22 protein-coding genes and 1 pseudogene are annotated in these 25,816 nt (G+C 61.1%); 12 read left to right on the top strand and 11 right to left on the bottom strand.

From position 1 onward, the window contains the following. The first annotated feature begins 230 nt into the window (after positions 1–230). Entirely contained in the window at positions 231–1,862 is a 1,632-nt protein-coding gene (locus tag GL286_RS04045) for a winged helix-turn-helix domain-containing protein (RefSeq protein ID WP_155094230.1), read from the top strand. Between the two features lie 28 nt (positions 1,863–1,890). On the opposite strand, the gene GL286_RS04040 is transcribed toward GL286_RS04045, so the two are convergent. From GL286_RS04040 to xylF, 3 genes are read right to left on the bottom strand one after another with little or no spacing between them, the layout of a single operon-like run. Beyond that, on the bottom strand, positions 1,891–2,637 hold the full coding sequence (locus GL286_RS04040; RefSeq protein ID WP_155094229.1) for an ATP-binding cassette domain-containing protein: 747 nt from the start codon (positions 2,635–2,637) through the stop codon (positions 1,891–1,893). Then, positions 2,634–3,917 carry a sugar ABC transporter permease gene (locus GL286_RS04035; RefSeq protein ID WP_155094228.1) on the bottom strand — a complete coding sequence of 428 codons (1,284 nt, stop codon included), beginning with the start codon at positions 3,915–3,917 and terminating at the stop codon, positions 2,634–2,636. The genes GL286_RS04040 and GL286_RS04035 overlap by 4 nt, the downstream gene beginning before the upstream one ends. 42 nt (positions 3,918–3,959) lie before the next feature. Then, positions 3,960–4,985: a D-xylose ABC transporter substrate-binding protein gene (gene xylF / locus GL286_RS04030; RefSeq protein WP_155094227.1), complete on the bottom strand. Its 1,026-nt coding sequence runs from the start codon at positions 4,983–4,985 to the stop codon at positions 3,960–3,962. A gap of 164 nt (positions 4,986–5,149) precedes the next feature. Here xylF and GL286_RS04025 point away from each other — a divergent pair, with 164 nt between their 5' ends. The 3 genes from GL286_RS04025 to GL286_RS04015 all read left to right on the top strand — a co-directional run bounded on the left by GL286_RS04025 (position 5,150) and on the right by GL286_RS04015 (position 10,768). Continuing rightward, positions 5,150–6,184 (top strand): LacI family DNA-binding transcriptional regulator, encoded by a 1,035-nt coding sequence (locus GL286_RS04025; protein ID WP_170295031.1) that lies wholly within the window; start codon positions 5,150–5,152, stop codon positions 6,182–6,184. Between the two features lie 188 nt (positions 6,185–6,372). Continuing rightward, complete coding sequence (locus GL286_RS04020) at positions 6,373–7,773, top strand: hypothetical protein (protein ID WP_155094226.1); 1,401 nt, start codon at positions 6,373–6,375, stop codon at positions 7,771–7,773. Beyond that, a complete protein-coding gene (locus tag GL286_RS04015; RefSeq protein WP_155094225.1) occupies positions 7,763–10,768 on the top strand; it encodes an ATP-binding protein in 3,006 nt (1,001 codons plus the stop codon). Before GL286_RS04020 ends, GL286_RS04015 begins: the two co-directional genes overlap by 11 nt. A gap of 215 nt (positions 10,769–10,983) precedes the next feature. On the opposite strand, the gene wrbA is transcribed toward GL286_RS04015, so the two are convergent. Next, complete coding sequence (wrbA, locus tag GL286_RS04010) at positions 10,984–11,577, bottom strand: NAD(P)H:quinone oxidoreductase type IV (protein ID WP_155094224.1); 594 nt, start codon at positions 11,575–11,577, stop codon at positions 10,984–10,986. 229 nt (positions 11,578–11,806) lie between these two features. Here wrbA and GL286_RS04005 point away from each other — a divergent pair, with 229 nt between their 5' ends. Continuing rightward, positions 11,807–12,190: a hypothetical protein gene (locus GL286_RS04005; protein ID WP_155094223.1), complete on the top strand. Its 384-nt coding sequence runs from the start codon at positions 11,807–11,809 to the stop codon at positions 12,188–12,190. Between the two features lie 212 nt (positions 12,191–12,402). Here GL286_RS04005 and GL286_RS04000 read toward each other — a convergent pair. Continuing rightward, positions 12,403–13,795 (bottom strand): annotated as a pseudogene (locus GL286_RS04000) (IS5 family transposase). A 485-nt stretch (positions 13,796–14,280) separates the two neighbouring features. On the opposite strand from GL286_RS04000, the gene GL286_RS03995 reads away from it, so the two are divergent. From GL286_RS03995 to GL286_RS03965, 7 genes are all read left to right on the top strand, one after another. After that, the gene (locus tag GL286_RS03995) at positions 14,281–14,472 is read left to right on the top strand and encodes a hypothetical protein (RefSeq protein WP_155094222.1); all 192 of its coding nucleotides are present in this window, start codon (positions 14,281–14,283) and stop codon (positions 14,470–14,472) included. A 32-nt stretch (positions 14,473–14,504) separates the two neighbouring features. Next, entirely contained in the window at positions 14,505–15,518 is a 1,014-nt protein-coding gene (locus GL286_RS03990; RefSeq protein WP_211596177.1) for an ABC transporter substrate-binding protein, read from the top strand. 2 nt (positions 15,519–15,520) lie between these two features. Next, on the top strand, positions 15,521–16,297 hold the full coding sequence (locus GL286_RS03985) for an ABC transporter ATP-binding protein (protein ID WP_211596174.1): 777 nt from the start codon (positions 15,521–15,523) through the stop codon (positions 16,295–16,297). A gap of 13 nt (positions 16,298–16,310) precedes the next feature. Beyond that, on the top strand, positions 16,311–17,210 hold the full coding sequence (locus tag GL286_RS03980; protein ID WP_155094220.1) for an ABC transporter permease: 900 nt from the start codon (positions 16,311–16,313) through the stop codon (positions 17,208–17,210). Between the two features lie 86 nt (positions 17,211–17,296). After that, entirely contained in the window at positions 17,297–18,292 is a 996-nt protein-coding gene (locus GL286_RS03975; RefSeq protein ID WP_155094219.1) for an isopenicillin N synthase family dioxygenase, read from the top strand. A 70-nt stretch (positions 18,293–18,362) separates the two neighbouring features. Further along, positions 18,363–19,265 carry a LysR family transcriptional regulator gene (locus GL286_RS03970; protein ID WP_155094218.1) on the top strand — a complete coding sequence of 301 codons (903 nt, stop codon included), beginning with the start codon at positions 18,363–18,365 and terminating at the stop codon, positions 19,263–19,265. Between the two features lie 39 nt (positions 19,266–19,304). Continuing rightward, positions 19,305–20,654 (top strand): cytosine deaminase, encoded by a 1,350-nt coding sequence (locus tag GL286_RS03965; RefSeq protein ID WP_211596172.1) that lies wholly within the window; start codon positions 19,305–19,307, stop codon positions 20,652–20,654. A gap of 95 nt (positions 20,655–20,749) precedes the next feature. On the opposite strand, the gene GL286_RS03960 is transcribed toward GL286_RS03965, so the two are convergent. From GL286_RS03960 to GL286_RS03935, 6 genes are all read right to left on the bottom strand, one after another. Further along, the gene (locus tag GL286_RS03960; protein WP_155094216.1) at positions 20,750–21,301 is read right to left on the bottom strand and encodes a DUF2076 domain-containing protein; all 552 of its coding nucleotides are present in this window, start codon (positions 21,299–21,301) and stop codon (positions 20,750–20,752) included. A 23-nt stretch (positions 21,302–21,324) separates the two neighbouring features. Continuing rightward, on the bottom strand, positions 21,325–22,038 hold the full coding sequence (locus GL286_RS03955; RefSeq protein ID WP_155094215.1) for a Bax inhibitor-1/YccA family protein: 714 nt from the start codon (positions 22,036–22,038) through the stop codon (positions 21,325–21,327). Between the two features lie 21 nt (positions 22,039–22,059). Further along, positions 22,060–22,833, bottom strand: a complete 774-nt coding sequence (locus tag GL286_RS03950; protein WP_155094214.1) for an anti-sigma factor family protein — start codon at positions 22,831–22,833, stop codon at positions 22,060–22,062. After that, positions 22,817–23,350, bottom strand: a complete 534-nt coding sequence (locus GL286_RS03945) for a sigma-70 family RNA polymerase sigma factor (protein ID WP_155094213.1) — start codon at positions 23,348–23,350, stop codon at positions 22,817–22,819. The genes GL286_RS03950 and GL286_RS03945 overlap by 17 nt, the downstream gene beginning before the upstream one ends. Before the next feature lie 81 nt (positions 23,351–23,431). Beyond that, positions 23,432–24,250 (bottom strand): DUF1194 domain-containing protein, encoded by an 819-nt coding sequence (locus GL286_RS03940; RefSeq protein ID WP_155094212.1) that lies wholly within the window; start codon positions 24,248–24,250, stop codon positions 23,432–23,434. Positions 24,251–24,404: 154 nt separating this feature from the next. Further along, the gene (locus tag GL286_RS03935; protein ID WP_155094211.1) at positions 24,405–25,811 is read right to left on the bottom strand and encodes an enolase C-terminal domain-like protein; all 1,407 of its coding nucleotides are present in this window, start codon (positions 25,809–25,811) and stop codon (positions 24,405–24,407) included. Positions 25,812–25,816 lie beyond the last annotated feature (5 nt).

The raw sequence follows: 25,816 nt of genomic DNA, 5'->3' as shown, positions 1-25,816 counted from the left end.
CGACATTCCTGAGTCATTGTCATGCATGCGGCGATGACCAAGGCAATCATGATCTGCTCCTGTCGGTTCATTGTGAATTTGCACAAGAACAGGTCAGCATGCCTGATATTTGCCTGTCCTGAAACCGCGCCGAAAGATCACGAAATTTAAACGAAAGGTCAGGCCTGACGGGTTTCGGAACTGATGTATCTTTGAAGTGAAGGCTTGGATCGTTCTGCTGAGGTGGCGGGATGGACGGATGTATCGCACCCAGACTGGTTCTGAATGACGTCACGGTGAATCTGTCGGCGGGGACGCTGCAAAATGCCAGCGGCTCGGACATTCCCCTGCGGGCCCAAAGTTTCGCCGTGTTGCGCGAGTTGGTCAGGCAGCGCGGCCGTGTGGTCGGCAAAGATGCCCTGATCGACGCGGTCTGGAAGGGGACAGCGGTCACGGATGACAGCCTTGTTCAATGTATCGGTGATATTCGCCGTGCTTTGGGGGACAAGAACCGTGTGCTGCTCAAGACCGTGCCCAGACGTGGATATCGGCTGGTTTTGCCGATCGATGATGTACCTGCGGTTCGTCCCCCGCGCGGCTCTATGTGGCACGTTCTGGGATTGGTCGCGCTGTTGTGCTTTGTGATCGTCGCGTTCTGGCCTCGTACGACCAGCAGATTGCCTGACCCTCCAAGGGTTGCGGTATTGCCTTTTGTCAATCTGGGTGCTGACCCGTCGGTCGATTCTCTTGGGAAAGGCGTGGCCGAGGATATTATCTCGATGCTGGCGCAATCGGCGGGCGTTGCGGTGATTGCCCGCAACTCCTCGTTCAAATATGGGCAGGGTCCGGTCGACGTTCGCCAGATCGGTCATGAGTTGGATGCCGATTATGTCCTTGATGGCAGCGTGCGCAAAAGCGGTGACAGCCTGCGGATTGTGGCGCAGCTCAGCGATGCGACGACGGGGCGAAGCATGTGGTCGCAGCGTTTTGATAGGACGGCGTCCGGTAGTTCGATCCAGCATGACGATGTAACCAGCCAGATCATTTCCAGCCTGATTGGCGAGAAAAGCGAGATCAAACGCGCCCAGTACCGTCAGGCCTGGGAAAGTCAGAAATCCAGCTTGGGCGAATTCGACTATTATCTGCGTGGCCTTGATCTCTACGCCGATGCCGAGGACTCCGGGGACAACGACCGTGCTGGCGCTGTCTGGGCCGAGGGGCTACGCCATTTTCCGAACTCGACGTTGCTCAAGGTCAAACTGGGCTGGTATCATCTGACAGCTTATCGGACCTATCGCGACAAGGATGCCGACCTCCATGCTGCCAAGGCCGCTGAACTGGTGCGTGAAGTGTTGGCTGCGGATGACCTTAGCTTCGAGGTTCGTCGCGATGCCTATTGGCTGAACGCGTTTGTCCTGATGCAAAGCCATGATTTCGATTTTGCGGTCAGACAGGCGCAAGAGGCCGTGGCTTTGTCGCCTTACGATGGCAGGATGCTGAACAGCTTGGCCGAGGTGCTGGTCTGCGCGGGCGATTATCGTACCGCACTTGGCTGGATCGATCAGGCGGCAGCATGGGATCCCCAGATCAAAACCCATTCACACGCCCATCGCGGCAATGCCTACCGGTTGATGGGACGCCACGCGCAGGCCGTGATCGAGTTCCAGCAGGTTCCCGATCTGTCCGCCTACATGAATCTCAGCGCGGCAATTTCCCTGATGCAGCTTGGCAAACCCGCCGAGGCCCGCCGATGGGTCGCAAGCGCTTCGGGAATGCAGCCTCGTTTGACCCTGAGCCGTTGGGCCGAGGGCGATTGCTACCGTGATCCCCAGATCATCAAGACCGAACTGGCGTTCCTGTCGCGCGCGGGACTCGCGAATTGATGCCATATCAGGGACGGGCAAATCGTGACTAGGCAGCCTGCGCGGGCTTCTTGCCCATGATGATCATGCCAAGGATCTCGTCATCGGTGACTTCATCCACGCGCACCGTGCCGACGCGCTGGCCGTTCTTCATCACCACCGCGCGGTCGCATAGCTTCATCACGGCATGGATGTCATGCTCGATCAAAAAAATGCCCAGACCTTGGCGTTTCAGCTCTTGGATCAGTTCGGCAACCATCTGGGTTTCCTGCGGTCCAAGCGCGGCGGTCGGTTCGTCCATGATCAGGATGCGGGCGTTGAAATAGACCGCGCGGGCAATGGCCACCGATTGCCGCTGCCCGCCCGACAGCGCGCTGACTGGCTCGGCGAATTTGCGGAAATTGGGGTTCAGCCGGGCCATGATGCGGCGGGTCTCGGCCTCCATCCGGGCCTCATCGAGCAGCCCCGAGGGCGTCACCAGTTCCCGCCCCAGAAACAGGTTCGAGGCGGCGTCCAGATTATCGGCCAAGGCCAGCGTCTGGTAAATCGTCTCGATATTCAGGGCGCGGGCGTCGCGGGTGTTGCGGATCTCGGCCTTTTGGCCGTCGATATAGATCTCACCGGCATCCGGTTTGTATGCGCCGGACAGGCATTTGATCAGGGTCGATTTCCCCGCCCCGTTATGACCCAACAGGCCCACGACCTCGCCCGGATAAAGGTCGATCGAAACGTGATCGACCGCCTTGATGCCGCCGAAAGCGATCGAGATGTCGCGCATTTCCACTAAAGGTATCATCGCATCCCCAGCCTTCTGCGATATTGGATGTCGATCCAGACGGCAAAGACCAGAACCACGCCGACAACGATATTCTGCAAGGGCGCGTCGGCACCGACCATCGCCATGCCCGATTGCAGGCTTTGCATGATCAACGCGCCAAGGATCGCACCATAGATCGTGCCGATCCCGCCCGACAGCGCCGTGCCGCCGATGACCGCCGCGGCGATCACCCGCAATTCGTCCAGCGTGCCGATATCATTCGGGTGTGACTGCAGCCGCGCCTGCGCGATGATCGCGGACAACCCGCACAGGAACCCCATCAACGCGAAGATCTTGACCGTCAGCAACCGCGTGTTGATGCCCGAAAGTTCCGCCGCATCCGGGTTGCCGCCGGTCGCAAAGATGTAGCGGCCAAAGCGGGTGCGGCTGGCGATCACGGTCATCGCGACCGCGACCATAATCAGGATCAGGACCGAGATCGGCAACCCGTAGCCGGCCGTGAACCCCTCGGGCATCGCTTCCCCGCGCGCCTCGAAGATGCGCTTCAGCTTGGCTTGCGGAACTTCATAGCTGTTCAGAATGGCGACAAAGCCCATGATCAGCGCGACGACCAGCGCCATGACCGCGCCCTCGGCCCAGATCGGGCGCACTGGAAATCCATGCGCCTGCTTGCGGCGGCGACCCGACAGGATCACCCAGAGCGCGGCAAGTGATGCCAGCCCGCCGACGATCCAGCTTGCGGTGACACCCAAAGTGCCCTCGGCCCCCCCGAACAGCAGGAAGGTCTGGTCCAGCGGCGCGATGGTCTGCCCTGCCGTAAGATACCAGCCGACATAGCGCCAGATCAGCAGCCCCCCGAGCGTGACGATAAAAGCCGGAATGCGCTGATAACCCACCAGCCAGCCATTCAACGCGCCGATTGCCGTCCCGACCGCCAGCCCGGTGACCATGGTCAGCGGCGCGATCAGCGGGTTGCCAAGGCCCAACACATCAGCCAGCCAACGCGCCTGCATCATCCCCATCATCGCCGAGGCCAGCGCAAGGATCGCCCCCACCGACAGGTCGATATGGCGGCAGACGATGACAAAAACCATGCCGGTCGCCATGATCGCGACCGATACCGTCTGGATCGTCAGGTTGAAGATATTGCGCGCGGACAGGAACCGCCCATCGGTCACGATCCAGAAGCACAGGCAGACCAGCGCAAAGGCTCCGATCATGCCCAGAAGTCTCAGGTCGATCTCAAGCTGTTCCAGCCAGTTGCGGCGCGGCGGGGCGGCGGGGGAAAGGTCGCTCATCTTGTGATGGTGGCGGCGCTGCCTGCACCGCCACCTTCTCCATCAGTTACAGGGCGCGGGGCCGTTCTGGACGCCCTGACACAGCGCGTCCTTGGTGATCCAGCCAGCATCTACTACGGTCGCAAGGTTGTCCTTGGTGATCGCGACGGGGGTCAGCAGGATCGCGTCCATGTCCTTGCCGCCCGGCGTCTTGAACTTGATCGCATTCGGGATCTCGGCAGGTTTCTTACCGCCCGCCAGAGCCAGCGCGATTTCAGCCGCGTTCTTGCCCAACTCGCGCGAGTCCTTCCAGACCGAGACGGTCTGTGTCCCCAGCGCCACGCGGTTCAGCGCCGCATGGTCGGCATCCTGTCCCGAGACCGGAATCCCCTGCATCCCCTGTGCCGTCAGCGCGGCGACAACACCGCCCGCCGTGCCGTCATTCGAGGCCACGACCGCATCGACCTTGTTGTCGTTCTGGGTCAGGATCTGTTCCATGTTCTTCTGTGCGTTGGCTGGCAGCCAACCATCGGTATAGGCCTCGCCGACGATCTTGATGTCGCCCGCGTCAACCGCCTTCTGGATGACCTCTTGCTGGCCTCCACGCAGGAAATCGGCGTTGGGATCGGTGGGCGAGCCCTTGATCATCACGTAATTGCCCTTGGGCGCAGCCTTGAAGACCTCGGCGGCCTGCATCCGGCCGACCTCGACGTTGTCGAAGGTCAGGTAAAAGGCGCGAGGATCCTCAATCAGGCGGTCATAGGCGACGACCGGGATGCCCTCATCAGCGGCGGCTTGGACGGCGGGCACGACGGCTTCGGTGTCCTGACCCAGCACGATCAGCGCGTTGACGCCTTGGGCGATCAGCGCCTCGATATCGGAAAGCTGCTTGGCCGAGGACGACTGCGCGTCAGCCGAGACATATTTGGCCCCGGCGGCCTCAAGTGCGTCCTTGATGGCTTTTTCATCTGTCTTCCAGCGTTCTTCCTGAAAGTTCGACCAAGACACGCCGACGGTCATGCTTTGTGCAAATGCCGCAGACGAAAAGCCCACCGTCGCAAGGACGGCGGCCAGAATGGCAGTGCGCATCGTTACCTCCCAATATGATGCGACCATCCGGTCGAGTCGCCGGATCTGGCCCAAGACTGCGCCGCGTCTGCTGACCTGTCAAAGAAAAAGACAGACGTCTGTCAGAATGCTGATTGACGTTGGTCAGCGGCGTTGGAATCCTCAGGACCGGAGGAGAAGCCGAAATGCGAAACCCGACGCTGCATGACGTGGCACGCGCGGCCGGAGTCAGCTATTCGACCGCCGACCGCGTCCTGAACCGGCGCGGCGGGGTGGCCGAGAAATCGGTGCTGCGCGTCCAGCGCGCAATTCAGGATCTGGGCTATCAGCGCGACATTCAGGCCGCGAACCTGTCGCGACGGCGCAGCTATGTCTTTCGCTTCTACCTGCCGCAGGGCGATCACGGTTTCTTTTCGGTTCTGAGGCAGGCAGTCGAACGTCAGGCGCAGCAGCAACAGGCGGATCGGGTGAGTATCTCGATTCACGATGTGCCGCCTCTGGACGCGGATGCGTTGGCGGCGACATTGTTACGGATCGGGCCGGATGACTGCGATTGCGTCGGGGTTGTCGGCAGCGACTCGGAGTCGCTGATAACAGCGGTCCGGCGGTTGAATGACATGGGCATTGGTGTCGTCATGCTGGTTTCGGATGCCGCGCCCGAGGCAAGGTCGCTGTATGTCGGAATCAACAATGTCGTGGCAGGCCGCACTGCCGGAAGTTTGCTTCGACTTGCGCATGGACGGGGAACGGGACGGATACTTCCGATCCTGGGCAAGCTTGACTCACGCGATCACCGTGACCGGCTTTGGGGACTCACCGAGGTGCTGGCCGAGCAGGGCGGGCGGTTGCAGCAATTGCCGCCGATCGAGGTGCTGGATCGTCCCGAAACGATGCGCGATAAACTGGAGGCCGCATTGTCGGCCACCCCCGAGATTACCGGCATCTATTCGATTGGTGCGGGAAATCGCGCGCTAATTCACATCCTTCGCCGGATGTCGGGGCAACGGCCATTGGTCATTCTGCATGAACTGACTTCGCATTCGCGCTCGGCGCTTGAGGCGGGGCTGATAGATGCTGTCATCGACCAGAAACCCCAAGAAGAAGTGGCAGTCGCAATAGGGGCTATGAAGGCGATTGCCGATAACCTGCCGGTGTCGGTCAACGATGTGATCCCGACGATCTATATCAAAGAGAATTTGCCCGAGCCGAACCAAAGCTGAAACTGGAATGCCCGAGCGTTCTTGACCCGATCAGCAGGGATCGCCGTTAATAAGTCCCCGTACATATTGAAATGACTTGATTGCAGGGCAAAGCCCGAGCAACGTCATTATCGGTGATGTTTGCCGCATTTAGTGCATCGTTCAGAACGCCCTGAGCGAAGGTTTTCTGCTTTGGGATCAGGTGTGCGATGGGTCATTTTCTCCAGAAAAGCGTCTCTGCGGCAGTTCTGTTCGTATTCGTCGCAATCGGTCATTCCGCCTTGGCACAAAGCATTGACCCGATGGCTTCGAATAACGGGTTATACCCGCTGGCCGATGAGTATTCGGGGCGTTTCGTCGTGGCCAATCTGGATTATCCGGCGGCTCCCGTCGATAACGGTTGGGTTGCGGGCGGAGGTACGGGCGGTCCACTGACGAAGGATACCGCCGAGGCTTATGCTTGGGCGGTCCTGAAACAGATCACGCCAAGTTTTCGCACGATCATGGATGATCCGGCAAATTGGGATCCAAGCGCGGCAGGTTGGTACGATCTTGTCTGGTCGGGGCAGGGAGAGGCGGGTGCTGACGGCGTGACCGATCCGACCTCGGGCCGCGAGGCTTTGATGAACAGCTATACGGGCCAGATCATGCCTGCGGATACGTTCCTGCCTCCGTATGCGCCAGCGAGCGAGCTGCAAAACCATGCGGTGATCTACTACGATCAGACGGCGGCGGCGATGCTGGGACGGGTGTTCGGGAACATCTATGATCCAAGGCCGGAACTGGTCTGGTTCCCCGAAGGCGCGATCGTGGTCAAGGCGGAAGCCGTTCCCATGCCTGATTCCGAATGGCCGGTTCTCAGGAATACCGCGACGTGGAAGGTCTTCCGCCCCTCGATAACCCAGCAAAAATACGCAACTGGACCGCTGAAGGCCGAAGTGATCGAGGCGCATCCTTTCCAGATGTCGATCAAGATCAAGGACTCGGTCGCTGCGCCTGAGACCGGTTGGGTCTTTCTGGGCTTCGTCCATGACGCGTCGAGCACGGGTCGCACTCCGTGGGAGCGATTTGTGCCACTTGGTGTCATGTGGGGCAACGATCCCGCATTGGCGAATGATCCGGCGGGCGGCGATGTGGACCCGAGTGACGTCAGCATCAACTCGGCCCTGCAAGAGACATGGGTCAATCCGGATGCACCCGGTTTCGTGATCAATACGCTTGGCTGGGGCATGCGACTGGCCGGACCGATGGATGTGGCAACACGCCATAATGTGCTGACGCCCTCGGGCAAGCGCTATACGGGGGGCAACCATTTGCGCGCGTCGTCCTGTCTAAGCTGCCACGGTGCTGCGGAATTTCCATTTACCGCCAACCTTTATCCCGCCCCCAACCAGCATTTCCCGCATGATGGCGATCCGTTCCTGCTTTACGATCCAGGTTCGACGGATTGGGCGCGCTGGTTCCAGAACCGGCCGGGTAATATCCCGATGTCAGGCAATATCGGCGGTGTTGCGCTGGATTATGACATGGCGATCATGTTCGCACTAAGTGCTTTCAATCGCGCTATCGGCAACGATACATTTGTCGAAGAAGATTTCGATGTCCATTAAGACCGAGGCCCCGAACCCCGAATTGACTACGACCGGACCCTTCCAAGCCGAGCATCGCGGAATATCTGTGCTTTTCGCGGATCTGGTTGGTTCGACCGATCACGTCGAGGCACTTGGCCCCGAGGCTTATGCGGATTTGTTGCGGTCGTTTCATGGGCTTTGCAATCATGCGATCCGCAAGCATAACGGGACCGTCGCTCAATACCTGGGTGATGGAATCCTTGTCTATTTCGGTTATCCCTATGCGGGCGAGGACGATGCCGCCCGCGCGATAGACGCGGCGCTTGAAATCTTCGCGGCACTTTCGGCTCGGGCCAAGACGGCAAGCATCCAGATCCAGTCCCGCATCGGAATTGCCACAGGCTCGGCACTGATCCAGACCGGAGCAAAGGATATCGGCGCGAATGCCGTCGGGACATGCATCAACAAGGCCGCGCGGCTAGAGGCGCTGGCCGAACCCGGTACAATCCTGATCTGTGACGATACCCGCAAGCTGGTGGGCGAGCTGTTTCAGCTGCGCCAGTTTGGTCGGCATCCGCTCAAGGGCCTGAAGGGCGAGCATACCATCTTCCGCGCCGAGAAACGGCGCACGGGGATTGCTACCCGCTTTACGGCACTGCGCGGACGACGCAGGCACGGGCTGATTGGCAGACAGGCTGAAATGCAGGCATTGGGCGCGCATTTCGAAGCGGCGCGTACGGGGCATGGGCGGGGCGTCGTCATCGTGGCTGATCCGGGGATCGGGAAATCGAGCCTGGTGACCGAATTTCTGGAATCCGGGCCGGTCAGCGCCGTCACAAGCTTTGTTCTGCAATGTGCGCCCGAGCAGCGCGACACACCGTTGCATCCCATCCGGCAGTATCTGGAATGGGTGGCTGGTGCCAATAAACATGACAACGCTGCGGCGCGACACGCCAAACTGGAACGGCTTTTCAGTGCGATATGGGGTGCGAAAGGCGAAGATCTGACGATGCTGCTGGACCTGCTTTCGCCGCTGGGTTCGGGCATCGAGGCGGATCGGAACGACTCGGTCCCGTTACGCCGCCAGCGCAGTTTCGAGCTGCTTTGCAGGATGATTTTCCAAACCGCTTCAGCTCGTGGCGCGATGGTCGTGGTGTTTGAAGATGCGCAATGGCTGGACCCGAGTTCAGCCCAATTGCTGCAATGCTTGCTCGAGATGGTTCCGCCGCATCCGGCGCTGGTTCTGGTGACCACGCGGCGCGAACCCCCTTACGGCGGTGGAATGTCCGGTGCAGGCGCATTGATCGCCTTGGATAGGCTTGGCGATGCGGATGCCCGCGTGCTTGCCCGTTCGGCGCATGGTACGGCGCAACTCAGCGAACAGCAATTTGCCTTGTTGATCGAGAAATCCGACGGCGTGCCGCTTTATATCGAGGAGTATGGGGATATGCTTGCCGCTGCCGGTCCCGCTGGCATACGCGAGGCGGCAGTGCCCTTGACGATCGGAGGGCTGGTGCAAAGCAAGTTCGACCGGCTCGACCGCAATGCGCGCCGCTTTGCTCAAGCCGGATCGGCGATAGGGCGTACCTTCCGCGCGGGTCTGATCCAGTCGATCAATGATGGCGGCGACATAAGCGCCCCGATCGCGATGCTCGAAGCGCAGAAGATCATCACGCAACGCGACGGGGCGGATGAGGGGCTTGAGTTGTCCTTTAGTCACGCCCTGATCCGCGATGCCATCTATGCCAGCCTCGGTCGTGACGAACGTCTTCGCTTGCACGGAGCAATCGCGGATTTCTATCTTTCGCAAGGGGGCGGGATGGAAGTGGCCGAACATGTGCTGGCCGGCCATCTTGCGCGCGCCGGACGGCCGCGTGACGCCATCGAACGCTTCCTTGGTGCGGCGCTTCAGGCCGCAGGCGAAGGGGCGGCGGGCGAGGCTCTTGCCCATCTCGAAGCGGCTTTGGCATCGGTCGACGCATTGCCGTCGGGCGATGAACGTGACCTGTTGGAGTTGCGGATCCGTGCCGTTCAGGGCCCGACGCAAATGGTCACGGGCGGGCCCGGAAATCCGGTTTTCGGCGCGACGCAGGCTCGGGCGATGAACCTGCTGGACCGGCTGGATCTGCACCGGTCGATGGTTCCGGTGATCTACAATACGGCGCTGCATGCCTGGGCCACCGCCGATCTGGCTCGCGCCATGCGGATCAGTGACGCCATCTCAGGCATCGAGGCGGAATCTCCTGATGATGCATCATATATGGCGGCCCATACCATGCGGGGGCTGGTCGCGTGGCATCAGGGCCGGAACGACCTGGCCGAAGCCAGTCTGCGGGCCACGGTCGAGCGGCACCGGCCAGAACTACATCGCGATCTCTATTCGGTTTTTCTCAAGGAATTCGGGGTTTTCAGCCTATTCTATCTGGGCCTGACCAAGACCGTGCAGGGCGATGCACTTGCCGGGGCCGAAGCAGCCCGTCGTGCAGCTGTTCTTGGCGCGCAGATGGGGTTTCCCCATGCACGCGGGTTCGGGCTTCTGGCGAAGTTCAACACCGCGATGCTGCGCGGCGATGTCGAACAGGCCGCATCCGGCAGTGCCGAGGCGCGGGATTTCGCGCTGCGGCAAGGTTTTCCTGAATTCGCCGCAATGGCCCAATTCGTTCGGGGCTGGTGTCAAGTCCGGCAAGGCAAGCCGACGGACGGAATCGCCGATATGGAGGCAGGCTTCCAGAATTGGGCGGCCACCGGATTTAGCTGCTGGCAGGCCATTTTTGCTGCCATTCTTGGGCGCGATCTGGTCACTGTCGGTCGGGTCAACGATGCGGAAACCCTGATTGCGCGATTTATGACGAACATCGACCAATCGGGCGAGAACCAAGCCCGCGCACCACTGCTTTTGGCTCGCGCCGAGTTGCTGCGCGCCCTTCGGCAATCCGATCAGGCCCGAAGCGTCGCGGCCGAAGCCCTGCATCTGGCCAAGGCGCAAGGCGCGCACCTATGGGCGGACATGATCGCGGAAAGTTTTTCCGATTAGGCGTTATCGGCGGGTGCAGGGCCATCGGAATGCCCCCGACTCGCTGAGGGGCGGGCCTGCGTGAAATCCCCTAGCTTTGGCGACGGCTGATTTGATCGGAGCGGGTGTTGTCACTCCGATCTTGGGGCCTCACCAGGGTTCGCGAATACCAAATGAAACATTTCCGGTATCCGCGGCTCACCGGAATCGCCCCGTTATCATCCGTCCGAGTACCTCTACCCGATCAGCTTCGCGGTGACCTCGACCAGACGCTTGGCTTGATGCGCAACCGCAGCTTTGCCATTGTCGTCAAACTTTCCCGCGACCGTCGAGAAGCCGTACGGATTGCCGCCTGCTTCGTACAAGACGGGGTCGGTGTAACCGGGTGCGACAATGATCGAACCCCAATGCATCGCGGTGACATATAGGCCGAGCGTGGTCGCCTCTTGTCCGCCATGCGGGTTTTGCGCGCTGGTGGTCGCCGTGAAAGTCTTGTTGGCCAGCTTGCCTTGGGACCAGACCCCGCCCAGCGTGTCGATAAAGGCCCGCACTTGGCTGGGCGAGTTGCCGAACCGGGTCGGAGCGCTGAAGAAATAGCCGTCCGCCCAGACCATATCGTCGGCAGTGACGACCGGAATATCCTGGACTTTCTCGACCTGCGCTTTCCAGGCCGGTTGACCGTTCACCACCGCTTCAGGGGCCGTTTCGGCGATGCGAAGAAGGCGAACCTCGGCACCTGCTGATTTGGCCGCCTCTGCGGCAACCGTGGCGACCTGATGGTTCGTCCCGTAGGTAGAGTAGAAAATGACGGCGATCTTGGGCAGTGCCATTCGAACATCCTTTCCAGAGTGGCTGGCAACTCAATCAAGAATGTCGAGCATTCGGCCTCTTCCCCGAATTATTGTCAAACGGGAATTGTAAGGGCCTTCCGTATGGATGAACGCAATGGACCAATCCGACTTGGAAAAGGCATTTCTATCAGGTTCACGAAGGTCTTCACTTCGTAAGGTTTGCCCCCTACCGTGCGGTCAAAGAGCGTCAAAATCGAGGAGACAGACCATGCGTTACGAGGCAACCCTGATAAGCGCTTTGTTGCTTCTCGCGGCGTGCAACCCGACTGACGAGTACAGTCAGGTCATTGCCAAGTCCAATCCGCCAAGCGCCGAGCTGAAAGCTGAAATCGTCAAAAGTGCCAAGCAACTCATTTACGATCCTGCCTCGATCAGAAATGCGGAGATCTCGAATGTGGCAACCTTTTCCGACGGTTTGCAGGGTGTCTGTGTTCGTGCGGACAGCAAGAATGTTTCGGGTGAATATATAGGGGTTCACAGCATCGGTATCCCCATTCGCAACGGAAAGCTGTCGGGCGGAAATCTGGACCAACCGATTTGCAATCGCCCAGATGTGCCGTGGCAAAAATTCCCCGAGCTTGAGCGACTGTAACATCCCACAGCGCTTTCGCCCGAGCAGGGCGGACACTGCAGTAACACCACGAACGCCACCACTCCGAGATCGTGATCGAACATGATCTCGGGCTGGTGGCGGTTTTATATCGGCAGTGTGGTTTTCGACCTATGTCCCGTGGGACTTTAGACGGGTGCAGGCGTGCCGATCGCAGTTCCGGGGGCTACGATAGTCGGCTCTGAACAACCAGATCAGGTGTGCATCGCCGAGTGCTGACGATGCGTTTGACGCCCAGTAACCGCGCCGAGCAAGCACATGAATAGGGTCCAAAAAATTCGGAGATGGGCGAGGATCTTGCGGATATTGTGGCCGCAGGCGCAGAGGACGGCAAAGACGGCATCGCCGATGCGCCCTTTCAGCGGACATCTGGCGAGACGACCGTCCGTCTTCATGTGGCCGATCTCAGGCTCGATGGCACTGCGCCGTTTCAGGAGCCGTGCCAGTAATGGCGTGAGGCCGCGGCGCATGCCGCTGATCAGGACCTTGGTGCTGTTCACGCCGTGGCCACGATAGCCGCGGTCGACGACAGCGAGAGCGGGCATCTGGTCGGTCAGGATGGCGACCTGCTCCAGCGCGGGCGCCAGCGTGTGACCATCATATGGGTTGCCGGGAAAGCTGCGGGCACCGACGACAAAGCCTTCATCGAGAGTCGTGGCGAGGCTGACCTTGGTGCCAAACTCGTAGCGCACCCGCGCCTTGCCTTTGGAGATGCAATCGACCTCGGGCTCGTGCAGGGAATAGATCTTGTCCTTGCTCTTCGGGGTCTGTTGCAGCAGGCGACCGACCAGCCAGAGTGCTTCGAGCACCTTGTCGCGCAAGCCGCCCTCGGTGATGTCTTGCAGATGACGGCGCAGGTCCCGGCGGATCCTGCCGGCATAGCCCTTGAGTTGGCGCAGGGCCTTGCGCATACGCTTGAATTGACGGGCATGGGCATAGCGCCCGACCTGTGCGGCCAGCCTTGGGGCAAGGCGGGCATAGCTCTGGCGCAGCGCGATCCCGGCCTCTTTCGTCAGGCTCACCAGCAGCGCGCGGGCGCGCTCGTAAAGTCGGGCATCGGTCGGATGGGCGATGTTGTTCTTCGGGGCTTACGCGGCCCCATCTGGGGCCACGGTCCCCTGCGAACTCCATGACCGTCGTGTCCACCGCCACGCGTTTCAGGCTCTTGTCGCTGACCGCGCCTGAAGACCGGCCCGCCTCGATGGTCTTGGTCAGAAGCCATTCCACCCCTTCCTCACCGATCCGCTTGCGCCAGCGGGTCAGCGAGGACGGGTCGATCGGTGGGCGGTGCTGGAAGAACGTCTCGCCGGTGAAGTGCTGGTAGTAAGGGTTCTCGACCCAACGGGCGACGACCGCCTCGTCCGAGAGCTTGAAGGCATGCTGGAGATACATCAGCCCCGCGACCAGGCGCGGCGAGGTCGCCGGTCGGCCCTGATGCGAGGGAAAGAAGCTCGCCCATTCCCGTTCGAAGAATTCCCAATCGATAAGCGCCGCGAGCTTCACCAGTTCATGGCGGGCGTCGATCATGTCGACCAGTCGCGGGCGGAGCAGGTCATCTTGTTCAGGGGTGCGGGAATGGGGCTTCATCGACGACCGAAAATTGCAGGGTTTCTCGCCAAAGCATACAAAAACCTGCAATTCAAAGCGAATGAATCCGAGGGTTGATCACGCAAAATCAATGGGTTGAGAGTTATTCAGGCCGAACTACGATACCTGCAATCTTGATTCCGGCTGTAAACCTGATCGGGACGCCTGAATTGGCGTGTCGGACCGGCCAACCGTTTTAATTTTTAGATCATCAGCGGCGATAAGGAACAACGTGCTTCGTGCAGAAAGCGAACGCACCACGAATGCGCGAATTAGTCAGCTATATTCAATATCTTACTTGGGTGCTTATCAAAAGGGCAGCAGACTGCAAGTTGCTCAGCAATGGCGAATGAACGCGACCTTCGACAGAAATTGCGTTGCTGAAATCGGGACGCATTAGGCAGTATAGGGACATGCGAGTAGAAGCGGTCGGGAACTGATCCTGGACATTGCTCGACGGTAAAACCTGTCGAAACGAGGTCCGGATGTTCGAAAAAATCGCACTGCCACCGCTTAACAGAAATCCCGCCACCGAACTGGCACAGCATCGCTGTCTGCCTTGCCTGAAGGGTGGAAACGCCCAGAAACGCGACTGCGCGATCCGTCATCTTTTGGTTGACGGCTATTCGGCAGCTCTGATCGAGCGGCTTTCCCGATCCGCCGACCGCCCACAATAATCAACATCGTGACCAACAGAGAGAGAACAGCCATGTTTTCCAGCTTGAACGACGCTCTGCCACTTGGCCGCAAAATTATGCTGGCCACCGCTTTGACCGCTATTGCCGGTCCCGCCTTCGCAGCCGACAAGGTCACATTCCAGCTTGACTGGCTGCCCGGAGGCGACAAGGCCCCGATCTATGTCTGCATCGATCAGGGCTTCTGCAAAGATGCGGGACTTGATGTGGAAATCGCCTCGGGACGTGGTTCGACCGATGCGATTTCTCGTCTTGCTGCGGGCTCCTCGGATATTGGCGTATCCGATATCGGTGCGTTGATGGCCGCCCGCGCGCAGGAAAAGGTCGGAGTGACCGCCGTTCTTTCGGTTTTCAACAAAGGTCCGCACGCTTTTTACACCGTCAAAGGCGATGGCTTTGATGCGGTGGCTGACGTGAAGGGCAAGAAGATCGCGACCTCGGCCTTTACCTCGTCGAATGTGTTCCTGCCTCTGGTTCTGAAGGATGCAGGAATTTCGCCGGATGATGTCACCGTGATTAATGCCGAGCCGGGCGCACTGGGACCGATGCTGATGACCGGTCAGGTTGACGGCATCATCGCATGGATGACCGACCTGACCCGTTATACCAACCAAGGCACCGAGGCAGGTAAGGAGATTCAGGCTCTGCCGTGGTCGGCCGCTGGTCTGAACCTGTACTCGGCCTCGCTGATCGCGAATGACAGCTTCCTCAAGGACCGCCCCGATGTGGCCCGCCGGTTTGTGGCCGCTTTCAAGAAATCTATCGAATTCGCGCATGAAAATCCCGAAGCAGCCTCGAAATCCGTGACAAATCTCGTGGCCGAACTGGAATCGGAAAACGTGCAAGGCTCGCTGAACGATGCATTGGCGCTGATCTACAACGACGTCACCGAGAAAGATGGTCTGGGTGTCTTCGAACCGGGACGGCTGGCCGAGACCTGGGCCCGCGTCGCTGCTGCCCAAGGTATAGATCCCGCAAGCTACGATGCGGAATCCACCGTCTCGCGCGAGATGATCGCATCGAAATGAGCATGATCCAGCCCCCCTCCATCCGCTTCAACGCGCTCGGGCAGGTCTTCAAGACCCGCTCGGGGCAGACCGAGGCGCTGCGCGATGTCAGCTTCGATGTCGCCCATCACGAGTTTCTGGCGATCCTTGGCCCCTCGGGCTGTGGAAAATCCACGCTGCTGCGGATGATCGCGGGGCTGCTCATGCCGACATGCGGCAATGTCGAAGTCTTCGGGATGCCGGTCACCGGCCCGCGCGACGATATCGGCATTGTCTTTCAAAAGCCGACCTTACTGCCTTGGGCCACGGTCGAAGACAACATCGTCTTCCCCGTGCGCCACAAGACCGGTCATGTCAGCCCGCGCGACCGGGAGCGGGCGCAGGAACTGCTGGCGATGGTCGGATTGGAGGGCTTCGGAAAGCGCTTGCCCGACGAGCTTTCGGGCGGGATGCAACAACGCGTGGGCATTGCCCGTGCCCTGCATATGGACCCCGACATCCTGCTGATGGACGAGCCGTTTTCGGCGCTGGACGCGCTGACCCGCGAAGTGATGGGTTTCGATCTGCTCCGTATCTTTGCCGAGAAACCCAAGACCGTCGTCTTTATCACCCATTCTGTCAGCGAGGCCGCGCTTCTGGCAGATCGTGTTCTGGTCATGTCGGGTCGCCCCGGCACGGTCGGCAGCGAACATATCGTTCCCATCAGGCGCCCGCGTGGACCTGAAAGCATGAAAGACCCCGCTTTGCTGGAACTGACCGCCAATCTGCGCGACCTACTGATGACACGCGAGGCTGCCTGAGATGGAAGACGCCATGACGCAAACCCAGCCCCTGCGCAGCCAGACCGCGCGCCCTGTGCCGATCCGTCCGGCACCATCCCGCGATCAGATCACGACGCCCACGCCAAAAACCGAGGCCGTCCCCGAACGCCGCCAGCTTTCGCTGAACCAGTTGTTCAATCTGCCCGGTGTTGCCACGGGGGCTACCCTGATCGGTACAGTGCTGTTGTGGGAGTTGGTGGCGCGGGCCTTCGCGATCCCGTCCTATCTGCTGCCTGCTCCTTCGGCGATCCTGAACTCGTTCGCGGCCATCGGGTTCGAACGTTGGTTGACCCATATCTGGTCGACCCTACGGGTGGCGATCCTTGGTTTCGGACTGGCCATCGCGGTTTCGGTTCCGCTGGCCATGGTGATGATGCGCTCGGCCATACTGTCGAAGACGCTTTACCCGCTGCTGGTCATCGTGCAATCGACGCCGGTCGTTGCCATCGCGCCGATCATCATCGTGGCACTTGGCGCGGGCGATCTGCCGCGCATCGTCATCACCACGCTGATCACCTTCTTCCCGCTGGTTGTGTCGACCGCGACGGGTCTTGCCGCAACGCCGCCCGAATTGATCGAGTTGTCTCGCAGCCTGCGCGCACCCGCATGGCGCGAGATGACCCAGATCCGGCTGCCCTATGCCGTGCCCTATATCTTTTCGGCGCTGAAGATCTCGATCACGCTGGCCGTCATCGGCGCCGTCGTGGCCGAGTTCGTCGCTGCCGAAGCAGGCGTGGGCTATTTCATCCAGTTCTCGACTTCGATGTTCAAGCTCCCGCAGGCATGGGCCGGATTGATCGTGTTGGCCGCGATGTCGCTGACACTGTTTCAAGCCGTCCTGCTGGTCCAGAAACGGCTGTTCCCGTGGAGCCTGCCCAAGTCGAACAACTGATTACCCCCCCGGAGTAGAAGCGTTCAGGCCCAATGGGTCCGGAAATTGCTCCTCAATCGCCTGAAAAGGCACTCAAGGAGACTGCAATGTCAAATGCAAACTACGCTCTGGCCGAGCTGAACAAGGAAACCACCATCGGCGGCGAAGGCACCACCGTCGAGCGCGCGATCCCGGTCATCGACCTCTCGGATTTCGAGAACCGCAAGCACGAGATCGCCGATGCTCTTTGGGCCGCCTCGACCGATATCGGCTTCTTCCAGGTCTATAACCACGGCATCGCGCAGGAAGATATCGACGCCGCTTTCGACAATGCGTGGGAGTTCTTCGAACTGCCGCACGAGGTCAAGGCGCAATACCCGATGCCCAAGGGCACCAATGCGGGCTGGGAATTCAAGGCGCAGGTCCGCCCCTCGACCGGGACGCCCGACAACAAGGAAAGCTATCAGGTCACCCGCCCGCTGATGGACGGCAAATGGCCGACCGAGGCCGAATTGCCGGGCTTCCAAGAGCGCGCCTTGCGCTTCGAGCGGCAGAACTGGGAACTGGGCATGCGGATCCTGTCCTGCTTTGCCCTGAAGATGGGCTTCGCCGAGGATTTCTTCACCAAGGCGCATGATCCGGCCTCTGACCAGTACCAGTCGACCCTGCGGATGATCCATTACATGTCGATGGAGAACGCCAAGCCCGAGGACTTCAAGGCGTGGCGCGCCGGTGCGCATTCGGACTTCGACTGCCTGACCATCCTGCATCAGAAAGAAGGTGAAGGCGGTCTGCAGGTCTGCCCGGGCAAGGATGCCGCTTCGGGCCAATGGACCGACGTCGCCCCGCGCAAGGGTTACATCACCTGCAATATCGGCGACATGCTGATGCGCTGGTCGGACGACCAGCTGCAATCGACCCTGCACCGCGTCCGCATGCCGCGCGATGGCGAGTATATGGGCCGCCGCCTGTCGCTCCCGTTCTTCTGTCAGGCGAACCGCGATGCGCTGATGGTCGGCCCCTTGGGCAAGTACGAGCCGATGACCGCCGGCGACTACCTGACCATGCGGATCAACGCGAACTTCGCCGCGATCAAGAAGTGAGGCATTGAGAATGGGCCTTCCGGGTGACATCGTCAGGGTTTCTGCCCCCAATTCGGATCCCGGAAGGCTGATGCTGCACGGACGCGCGCTGCGCTATATTGACGAGGTCGCCAGACAAGGCTCGATCCGCAAGGCGGCGCGGGTGCTGAATGTATCGGCCTCGGCGGTGAACCGTTTCGTTCTTGAGATGGAGGATGACCTTGGCGCGCCGATCTTCGAGCGGCTGCCCAAGGGCCTGAAGCTGACCACCTCGGGCGAGATGCTGGTCGCCCATATCCGCGAGACCTTGCGCGCCCATGACCGGATGCGGGCGCAGATCAAGGCGCTCAAGGGCCTGAGCAGGGGCGAGGTTACGGTCGCCACCATGGCGACGCTTGCGGCAGGGCGATTGGCCGATGTCGTGGCGGAGTTCCGCGAGGCGCATCCTCAGGTCAATCTGCGCGTCATGGTCGGCACGCGCCCCGAGGTGATCGAGGCGGTTGGCTCGGGGCAGGCGGAACTGGCGCTGGCCTATAACCTGCCGCAGGATCCCCGCCTACATCTGGCCGCCGAGTTCCAGCATCGACTGGGTGCGGTCGTGGCTCGCAACCATCCCTTGACGATCAAAAGCTCGGTCCGGCTGTCGGATTGCCTGATGTATCCGCTGGTTCTGGCCGATCCCAGCCTGTCGCTGCGCGAGGTGGTTGAAAACCTTGCGCCGGCCGGAGCGGTTCTGTCACCGGTCGTGGAAACCAATTCGACCGAGATGATGAAGCGTCTGGTCCGGCGCTCTCCGCATGTGACTTTCCTGAATCGCGTCGATGTCGATCAGGAGTTGCGCGACGGTGATCTGGCCTTCCTGCCCATCGAAACGGCGGCAGGAAGGCAGCGCCTGATGCTGGCCCATCGCGCCCGTGGCCAGCTTTCCCCAGCGGGTAGCCGCTTTCTGCAATTGGTGCAGCGGCTTTTCACCGCGACTCCGGCCGGCGAATAGCCCGGCCTTTCAGCTAGAATTCATGGAATGACGAAGATGATGGATGATCAAGTAATCCCGCTTTCTGCCCAGATCCGCCGTCTTGACGGTCGCGGCACGGTCGCTTTGCGCAATGCCCGTGTGCCGCAATCGCTGCTGGCGGACGCCGCGCCCGAGGGGGCGGTGATCGAGGCTGATGGCTCGGCGCGGGTCGATCTGCTGCTTCAGGGCGATCGCGTGGCCGAAATCCGCGCTGCGGGCGCCGAGTTTTCGGCCCCTTCAATCGACCTTCAGGGCCGTCAGGTCTGGCCGATGCTGGTCGATGCACACACCCATCTGGACAAGGGGCATGTCGCCGGACGTGCGCCGGATTCAGGGGGAACCCATTCCGGCGCTCGTGATGCCACGACCCGTGACCGTATCGCCCATTGGCGGCGCGACGATCTGCTGACACGGATGGAATTCGGCCTGTCCTGCGCCGAGGCCCATGGCGTTGCCGCGATCCGCACCCATCTGGACAGTCACGAAGGGCAGGGCGAGGAAAGCTGGGCCGCCTTTGCCGAGACTCGCGTGGCATGGTCGGGAAGGATCGACCTGCAAGCCGTGGCGCTGGTTCCGGTCGATTCCTATCGGGGCGACTATGGTGCCCGTCTTGCCGACATCGTCGCCGCGCATGGCGGACTGATGGGCGGCGTCACCCGTGCCTCGGGTGGAACACATGGCGACGGGCTGGATGATCTGGACCAGTTGCTGGACCGCCTGTTCATTCTGGCGAGCGAACGTGATCTGGATATCGACCTGCATGTGGACGAGGCGGCGCAGGCCGGAGCCCTTCCGCATGTCGCCCGCGCCACCATCCGGCACGGCTATCAGGGCCGCGTCACCTGCGGGCATTGCTGCTCGCTGGCGCTGCTGCCCGAGCCCGAACTGGATGCGACGGTCAAGCTGATCGCGGAAGCGGGATTGCGACTGATCACCCTGCCGACGGTGAATATGTATCTGCAGGACCGCGAAGCCGGTCGGACGCCGCGTTGGCGGGGTGTCATGCCAGTGCATGAATTGCGCGCGGCTGGCGTGCCGGTGGCGGTGGCCGGCGACAATTGCCGCGATCCGTTCCATGCTTACGGCGATCACGACATGCTGGATACGTGGCGCCAATCGGTCCGTATTCTGCATCTGGACCATCCGATTGCCGACGCGCCCCGTCTGGCCGGACCAAGCCCGGCTGAAATTGCGGGTTTTCATGCAGGCAGCATCGGGGCCGGACGCCGCGCAGATCTGATGATGTTCGAGGCGTGGAGCCTTGAGCAAGTGATCGCACGTCCCCAATCCGACCGCGTCCTGCTTCGCGGCGGAGCGCATCTGGCGGCCAATCTGCCCTCATACGCGCAGCTTCGCCTGCCGCGATAACGGAAAAGCCCCGCAGATCAAACGATCCGCGGGGCTTCACCGGAGCACTCGTTACCAGACAACCGGGGGAGGACGGTTGCCCTCTCCGGTATCGCTTAAAACTCTTCGTCCCAGCCGCCTGCATCTTCGAATGCGCCGGTGTCTTCTTCCTCGTCCTCTGCTTCAGGGGCCGGAGCAGCATCGGCTTCGCCTGCGAACATGCCCATCACTGCATTGCCCAACAGAACGCCACCCGCGACACCCATCGCGGTTTGCGCAGCACCGGCCAGAAAGCCGCCGCCTTGTTGGCCGCTATGTCCGCCCATCGGGGCGCCATGGCCATAGCCCTGTGCGCGCGGTGCGGGACGAGCCGCTGCTGAAGGCGACGCGCCACCGAACATGCGCGACAGGAAGCCGCCACTTTGCGCGGTTTGCTGCTGGGCCGTTTGCAGTTGGTACTCCAGTTCTTCGATGCGGGACTGTGCCGAATTCAGCGCGTGTTCCTGCACCACAATCGTCTGGGCCATGAAATAGGGCGCGCCGGGCTGGCGGGCGATCTGGCTCGAAATGAACTGGTCGGCTTCGGCATCGCGGTGGCCGCTTTGGCGTTCGACCTGACCAAGCTTGTCGAACAGACCTTCGATGGCCTGCCTGTCGTTGTAGTCCATGCCTCAATTTTCCTTCTGGCGGGTTATTCTTCTCGCTGGCCGGTCAGGCTCAGCAAAAGCTGAAAGATGTTGATGAAGTTCAGGTAAAGCGACAGCGCGCCCATGACGGCTAGTTTCTGGCGGGTCTCGTCATCGTGGTGCTCGGCATATTGCAGCTTGATCGACTGGGTATCCCACGCGGTCAGGCCGACGAAAACGATGATGCCGATGATCGAGATCGCGAATTGCAGTGCCGACGATCCAAGGAAGATGTTGATGATGCTGGCGATGATCACGCCGATCAGGCCCATCATCAGGAAGCTGCCGAACTGGGTCAGATCACGCCGCGTCGTATAGCCGTAGATGCTGGTCGCGGCGAACATCGCTGCTGCGCCAAAGAAGGCCCGCGCGATGGAAGTGCCGGTATACACGAGGAAAATCGAAGCCAGCGACAGGCCCATCACGCCGCAGAACGCCCAGAACAGGGTCTGCGCGGTGGTGCCGGAAACCGCCTCGATACGGAAGGACAGGAACATGACGAAGGCCAGAGGGGCCAGCATCACGACCCATTTCAGCGGAGTGCTGAAAATCGGCACATAGATCGCGGGGACCGAGGCCACCAGCATCGCGACGATGCCGGTCAGGGCAAGGCCAAGGCCCATGTAATTGTAGATGCGCAGCATATGGGCCCGCAGGCCGTCATCATAGGCCGCGGCAGGAGAAAAGCCGGCACTGCGGCCACGGGTCGTATGGTCCATCTTGGTCTCCGCTGTGATGGGTCAATAAAGGCTGGAGGAAAGATTCTCGGCGACTTTCTGCAGATCCGACGTGTCGCCCTTGTCCGAGATCAGGACATGTGCCGTCTCGCCGATCTGGAACCATGCGACATTGCTGGCGTCGTGCTTCTCGACATGCGGCAAGGTCACGGCAAAATTTCCGGGCCGGACGGCAAAATGGCTGATCTGGCCCAGATCTCCGGTTTCGAAAACGATCTCGATCCCCGGCCCCTGCGGCGAGGGGAAAATCTGCGCATCGCGGATTGCCCAGTTCCGGTCGAACTGCGGCAGCAGAATGCCAGTCGCGGCCCGTAGCTCATCGGCGTCCAACTCGTGGATCTGCGGTTGCGAGCGCATGGGCAGGCGGATGATGCTGGCCTCGCGCGCCGAAATTGCTGCTGCCACGACCGGATGCGGCGGTTGCGAGGCGACGACTTCGCCCACGGAAAGCGGACCCAGCCCCTCATTTGCCAGCCAACCGGCAAGAACCAGCGCGGCAACCGGAACCAGCCGGATGACCTTGCGCAAGCGCTCGTCACGCAGCAGCCCGCGCGACAGCAAGGCAGCGGCAGCGCGTTGCTGGCCGTTCGGTTCCGGCGCAGGGGCAAAGGCTAGCCGAAGCTCTCGGCGCAAATGCATATCCTGCATCACCCGCGCCGCGGCTTCCGGTTGGTGTGACAGGTATTCCTCGACCCGCAGCCGCTGCCAGTCGTCAAGCTGGTCGTCGACATAGGCGTTCAGGTCCAGATCGTTAATTGAATCACTTGCGGGTAGCATCTCGTCCTCCCACCAGTTTCAATGCAGGGGCTTGCTGTTTGCCGTCTTCGAAATCGCGCAGTCTGGCGCGGGCGCGCGCCACGCGGGACATCAATGTGCCAAGCGGAACTTCGGCAAGTTGCGCTGCATCGGCGTAGCTCATGCCTTCGATCGCAACCAGCGACAGCGCCTCGCGCTGCTCATCGGGCAATTGCATGAATTCCTGACGCAATTGCGCCAACCGGATGGCCGCATCCTGCGGTGCATCGATCGAGTCCGGCGCAAATGCGGCAACCGCCGCCTCGCGCCGGCTTTCGGCCCGCCGCTTGCGCAGACGGTCCAGAAACGCATTGCGCAAGATGCCGAACAGCCAAGCCCGTAGATTACCGCCAGCCCGAAAGCCTTGCCGGTTCTCGTGCCCGCGAAGCAAAGCCTCCTGCACAAGGTCGTCTGCCTCGCCCTCGTCGCGGGACAGGGCAAGGGCGTAGCGCCGCAAAGCGGGCAGTTGATCAAGGATCGGGTCAGGCTTTCTGCTCATCTTGATAGATATACGAAGCCGCGTTTGTTTCTCATCCCGACCAAACGAGAAATTTTTCTGAACGCGGCATGAAGCGCCGGTTCACTCGCCCCAACTGCGCTGACGATCTTCCCAAAGACGTTCGCCGATCAGGCAATCTGTTTCGGATGCGGTCTGTATCCGGATCAGCCTGTCGTGGGGCGGAGGTTGCAGGCCTACCACCTCCAGAACCAGCTTGTAGCGCACGGCGGCGGCGAATTGATCCCAGCTTGTGACGGCGACGGAAAACGCTCCGGTGCCGCCTATCACGCAGTCGGTATAGTAGCGATCCAGATTCGGGATCGAACTCCAGCTTCCCGAGGAACCATCCGAGCCGCCGGTCAGTAGTGGCAATCCGTTGATCGTGATGCCTTGGGCAACCGCATCATCGCGCGCCTCGGTGACGATCCGGCCCTGATTGTTGGGTCCGTCGCCTGAAACATCGATCACTCGTCGCGAGCCTTCGAACCCGTTGCCGTCAAACAGCCCTGAAGCGAAATCGATCGCCCCCGAGATCGAGGTCCGCGACACTGGGCGGGACGATCCGGCTTCAATACTATCGGCGAAGGCCTCGGCGGCCTCGGCGCTATCTATCAATGTCCAGGGTATGGTGACCATTTGCGATTGCGAACCAGCCCATTCGACATAGGTCACGGCGACTCGCTTCCATTCGCCGAAAAGGATCGCTTTCTGAATCGCGGTGCTTCGGAAAGCCGCCGCATACCCTTGGCGCTGGATCAACTGTTCAGCCGGATTGATCGAGCGCGAGATGTCTACGGCCAGCACCAGTTCCACGCCCACGCCGATATCGCCCTGCGACGATTGTGCAAGTGCCGGACCGACGACCGCGCAAAGCGGCAATGAAAGGTAGCCGAGCTGCATGATGTTCACATCATCAGCCTCTCGAAATCCCTTCGAAACACCAAATCACATTTCCGAAATTTTCGGCAGCCCGACGGATCGCGCCCCGCGTTCCGCCGGGCTAGTCGAAGGGGCTGTGCTGTAGCCAAACTACTGCCCAGCCCAAGCCGATTGCTCAGCCCCGATACTCTTCGCGCGCAAGTGCCGGAGTTTTCGAGTCGAAAGTCCAGTTCGGGATCAGGTATTGCATCGCGGCTGCGTCGTTGCGACCCGATTGCGGTAGGCTGTCATGCAGGCGGTTTGCTTCGGCCAAGGCAACTTCGTCGATCTCGACACCAAGACCGGGGCGCTCGGGAACGCGGACCATGCCGCCTTCGATCCGAGGCGGCTCTTTGGTGATGCGTTGGCCGTCCTGCCAAATCCAATGCGTGTCGAGCGCGGTGATCTTGCCCGGCGCGGCCGCAGCCACCTGCGTGAACATCGCCAGCGATACGTCGAAATGGTTGTTCGAATGCGAACCCCATGTCATTCCCCAACGGTCGCAAAGCTGCGCCACCTCGACCGAGCCCTGCATGGTCCAGAAATGCGGGTCCGCCAGCGGAATGTCGACAGCGCCCGCGCGAATGGCATGGCCCATTTCGCGCCAGTCGGTCGCGATCATGTTCGTGGCGGTGGGCAGGCCGGTGGCGCGGCGGAACTCGGCCATGGTTTCGCGGCCGGAATAGCCGGGCTCGGGGCCGCAGGGATCCTCGGCATAGGCAAGTACGCCTTTCAGCGGAGACAGGAAGCGGATCGCGTCCTTGAGCAGCCACGCGCCGTTCGGGTCCAGCGTTACGCGGGCATCGGGGAAAGCCGCGGCCAAGTCCGCGACGATTGCGGCTTCGTCCTCGCCATGCAGGACGCCGCCTTTCAATTTGAAATCCTTGAAGCCGTAGCGGGCCTCGGCAGCCTCGGCCAACCGACGGACCGAGGGGGCGTCCAGCGCAACTTCGTCGCGCAGGCGCAGCCAGTCGTCACCCGTCCCGCCCGAGCGATAGGGCAGCGGGGTGCGGCTGCGGTCGCCGACAAAGAACAGATAGCCCAGCATCTCGACCGCTTCGCGCTGCTGGCCCTCGGCCAGCAAGGCACAGATCGGCAGGTCCATGAACTGGCCCAGCAGGTCAAGCATGGCGCATTCCAGCGCGGCAACGACATGGATCGTGGTGCGCAGGTCAAAGGTCTGCTGCCCGCGTCCGCCGCTATCTCGATTGGCGAATGTCTGCGAGACCTTCCGTAGAACGGCGCGGTAGTTCCCGAGCGATTGGCCGATGACAAGCGGAATGGCGTCCTCGAGCGTCTGTTTGATCGCCGCGCCGCCGGGAACCTCGCCAATGCCGGTGGCCCCGCGCGAGTCGGTGATCAGGACGATATTGCGGGTGAAATAGGGACCATGTGCGCCTGACAGGTTCAGCAACATACTGTCCTGACCCGCGACCGGAACGACACGGACGCTGCGCACGACGGGCGAGCCGCCGCCATTGGTCTTGTCGTTGTCGGTCGGGACTGACCCTGACGGGCGTTCGGTTACGAGTCCATAGGACATCGGAT

Source organism: Paracoccus aestuariivivens, from assembly GCF_009711225.1.
GTDB classification, from domain to species: Bacteria; Pseudomonadota; Alphaproteobacteria; order Rhodobacterales; family Rhodobacteraceae; genus Paracoccus; species Paracoccus aestuariivivens.
The sequence above is the reverse complement of the archived record's forward strand: the minus strand, read 5'-3'. Positions and strand labels throughout refer to the sequence as shown.

Excerpts from the sequence above, each read along its gene's own strand:
- GL286_RS04045 (WP_155094230.1), top strand. The coding sequence starts at position 231 with ATGGACGGATGTATCGCACCCAGACTGGTTCTGAATGACGTCACGGTG.
- GL286_RS04005 (WP_155094223.1), top strand. The coding sequence starts at position 11,807 with ATGCGTTACGAGGCAACCCTGATAAGCGCTTTGTTGCTTCTCGCGGCG.
- wrbA (WP_155094224.1), bottom strand. The coding sequence starts at position 11,577 with ATGGCACTGCCCAAGATCGCCGTCATTTTCTACTCTACCTACGGGACG.
- GL286_RS04035 (WP_155094228.1), bottom strand. The coding sequence starts at position 3,917 with ATGAGCGACCTTTCCCCCGCCGCCCCGCCGCGCCGCAACTGGCTGGAA.
- GL286_RS03945 (WP_155094213.1), bottom strand. The coding sequence starts at position 23,350 with ATGAGCAGAAAGCCTGACCCGATCCTTGATCAACTGCCCGCTTTGCGG.
- GL286_RS03960 (WP_155094216.1), bottom strand. The coding sequence starts at position 21,301 with ATGGACTACAACGACAGGCAGGCCATCGAAGGTCTGTTCGACAAGCTT.
- GL286_RS04020 (WP_155094226.1), top strand. The coding sequence starts at position 6,373 with ATGGGTCATTTTCTCCAGAAAAGCGTCTCTGCGGCAGTTCTGTTCGTA.
- GL286_RS03990 (WP_211596177.1), top strand. The coding sequence starts at position 14,505 with ATGTTTTCCAGCTTGAACGACGCTCTGCCACTTGGCCGCAAAATTATG.
- GL286_RS03995 (WP_155094222.1), top strand. The coding sequence starts at position 14,281 with ATGTTCGAAAAAATCGCACTGCCACCGCTTAACAGAAATCCCGCCACC.
- GL286_RS03955 (WP_155094215.1), bottom strand. The coding sequence starts at position 22,038 with ATGGACCATACGACCCGTGGCCGCAGTGCCGGCTTTTCTCCTGCCGCG.
- GL286_RS03965 (WP_211596172.1), top strand. The coding sequence starts at position 19,305 with ATGGATGATCAAGTAATCCCGCTTTCTGCCCAGATCCGCCGTCTTGAC.
- GL286_RS03970 (WP_155094218.1), top strand. The coding sequence starts at position 18,363 with ATGCTGCACGGACGCGCGCTGCGCTATATTGACGAGGTCGCCAGACAA.
- xylF (WP_155094227.1), bottom strand. The coding sequence starts at position 4,985 with ATGCGCACTGCCATTCTGGCCGCCGTCCTTGCGACGGTGGGCTTTTCG.
- GL286_RS03935 (WP_155094211.1), bottom strand. The coding sequence starts at position 25,811 with ATGTCCTATGGACTCGTAACCGAACGCCCGTCAGGGTCAGTCCCGACC.
- GL286_RS04025 (WP_170295031.1), top strand. The coding sequence starts at position 5,150 with ATGCGAAACCCGACGCTGCATGACGTGGCACGCGCGGCCGGAGTCAGC.
- GL286_RS04040 (WP_155094229.1), bottom strand. The coding sequence starts at position 2,637 with ATGATACCTTTAGTGGAAATGCGCGACATCTCGATCGCTTTCGGCGGC.
- GL286_RS03985 (WP_211596174.1), top strand. The coding sequence starts at position 15,521 with ATGATCCAGCCCCCCTCCATCCGCTTCAACGCGCTCGGGCAGGTCTTC.
- GL286_RS04015 (WP_155094225.1), top strand. The coding sequence starts at position 7,763 with ATGTCCATTAAGACCGAGGCCCCGAACCCCGAATTGACTACGACCGGA.
- GL286_RS03975 (WP_155094219.1), top strand. The coding sequence starts at position 17,297 with ATGTCAAATGCAAACTACGCTCTGGCCGAGCTGAACAAGGAAACCACC.
- GL286_RS03950 (WP_155094214.1), bottom strand. The coding sequence starts at position 22,833 with ATGCTACCCGCAAGTGATTCAATTAACGATCTGGACCTGAACGCCTAT.
- GL286_RS03980 (WP_155094220.1), top strand. The coding sequence starts at position 16,311 with ATGACGCAAACCCAGCCCCTGCGCAGCCAGACCGCGCGCCCTGTGCCG.
- GL286_RS03940 (WP_155094212.1), bottom strand. The coding sequence starts at position 24,250 with ATGCAGCTCGGCTACCTTTCATTGCCGCTTTGCGCGGTCGTCGGTCCG.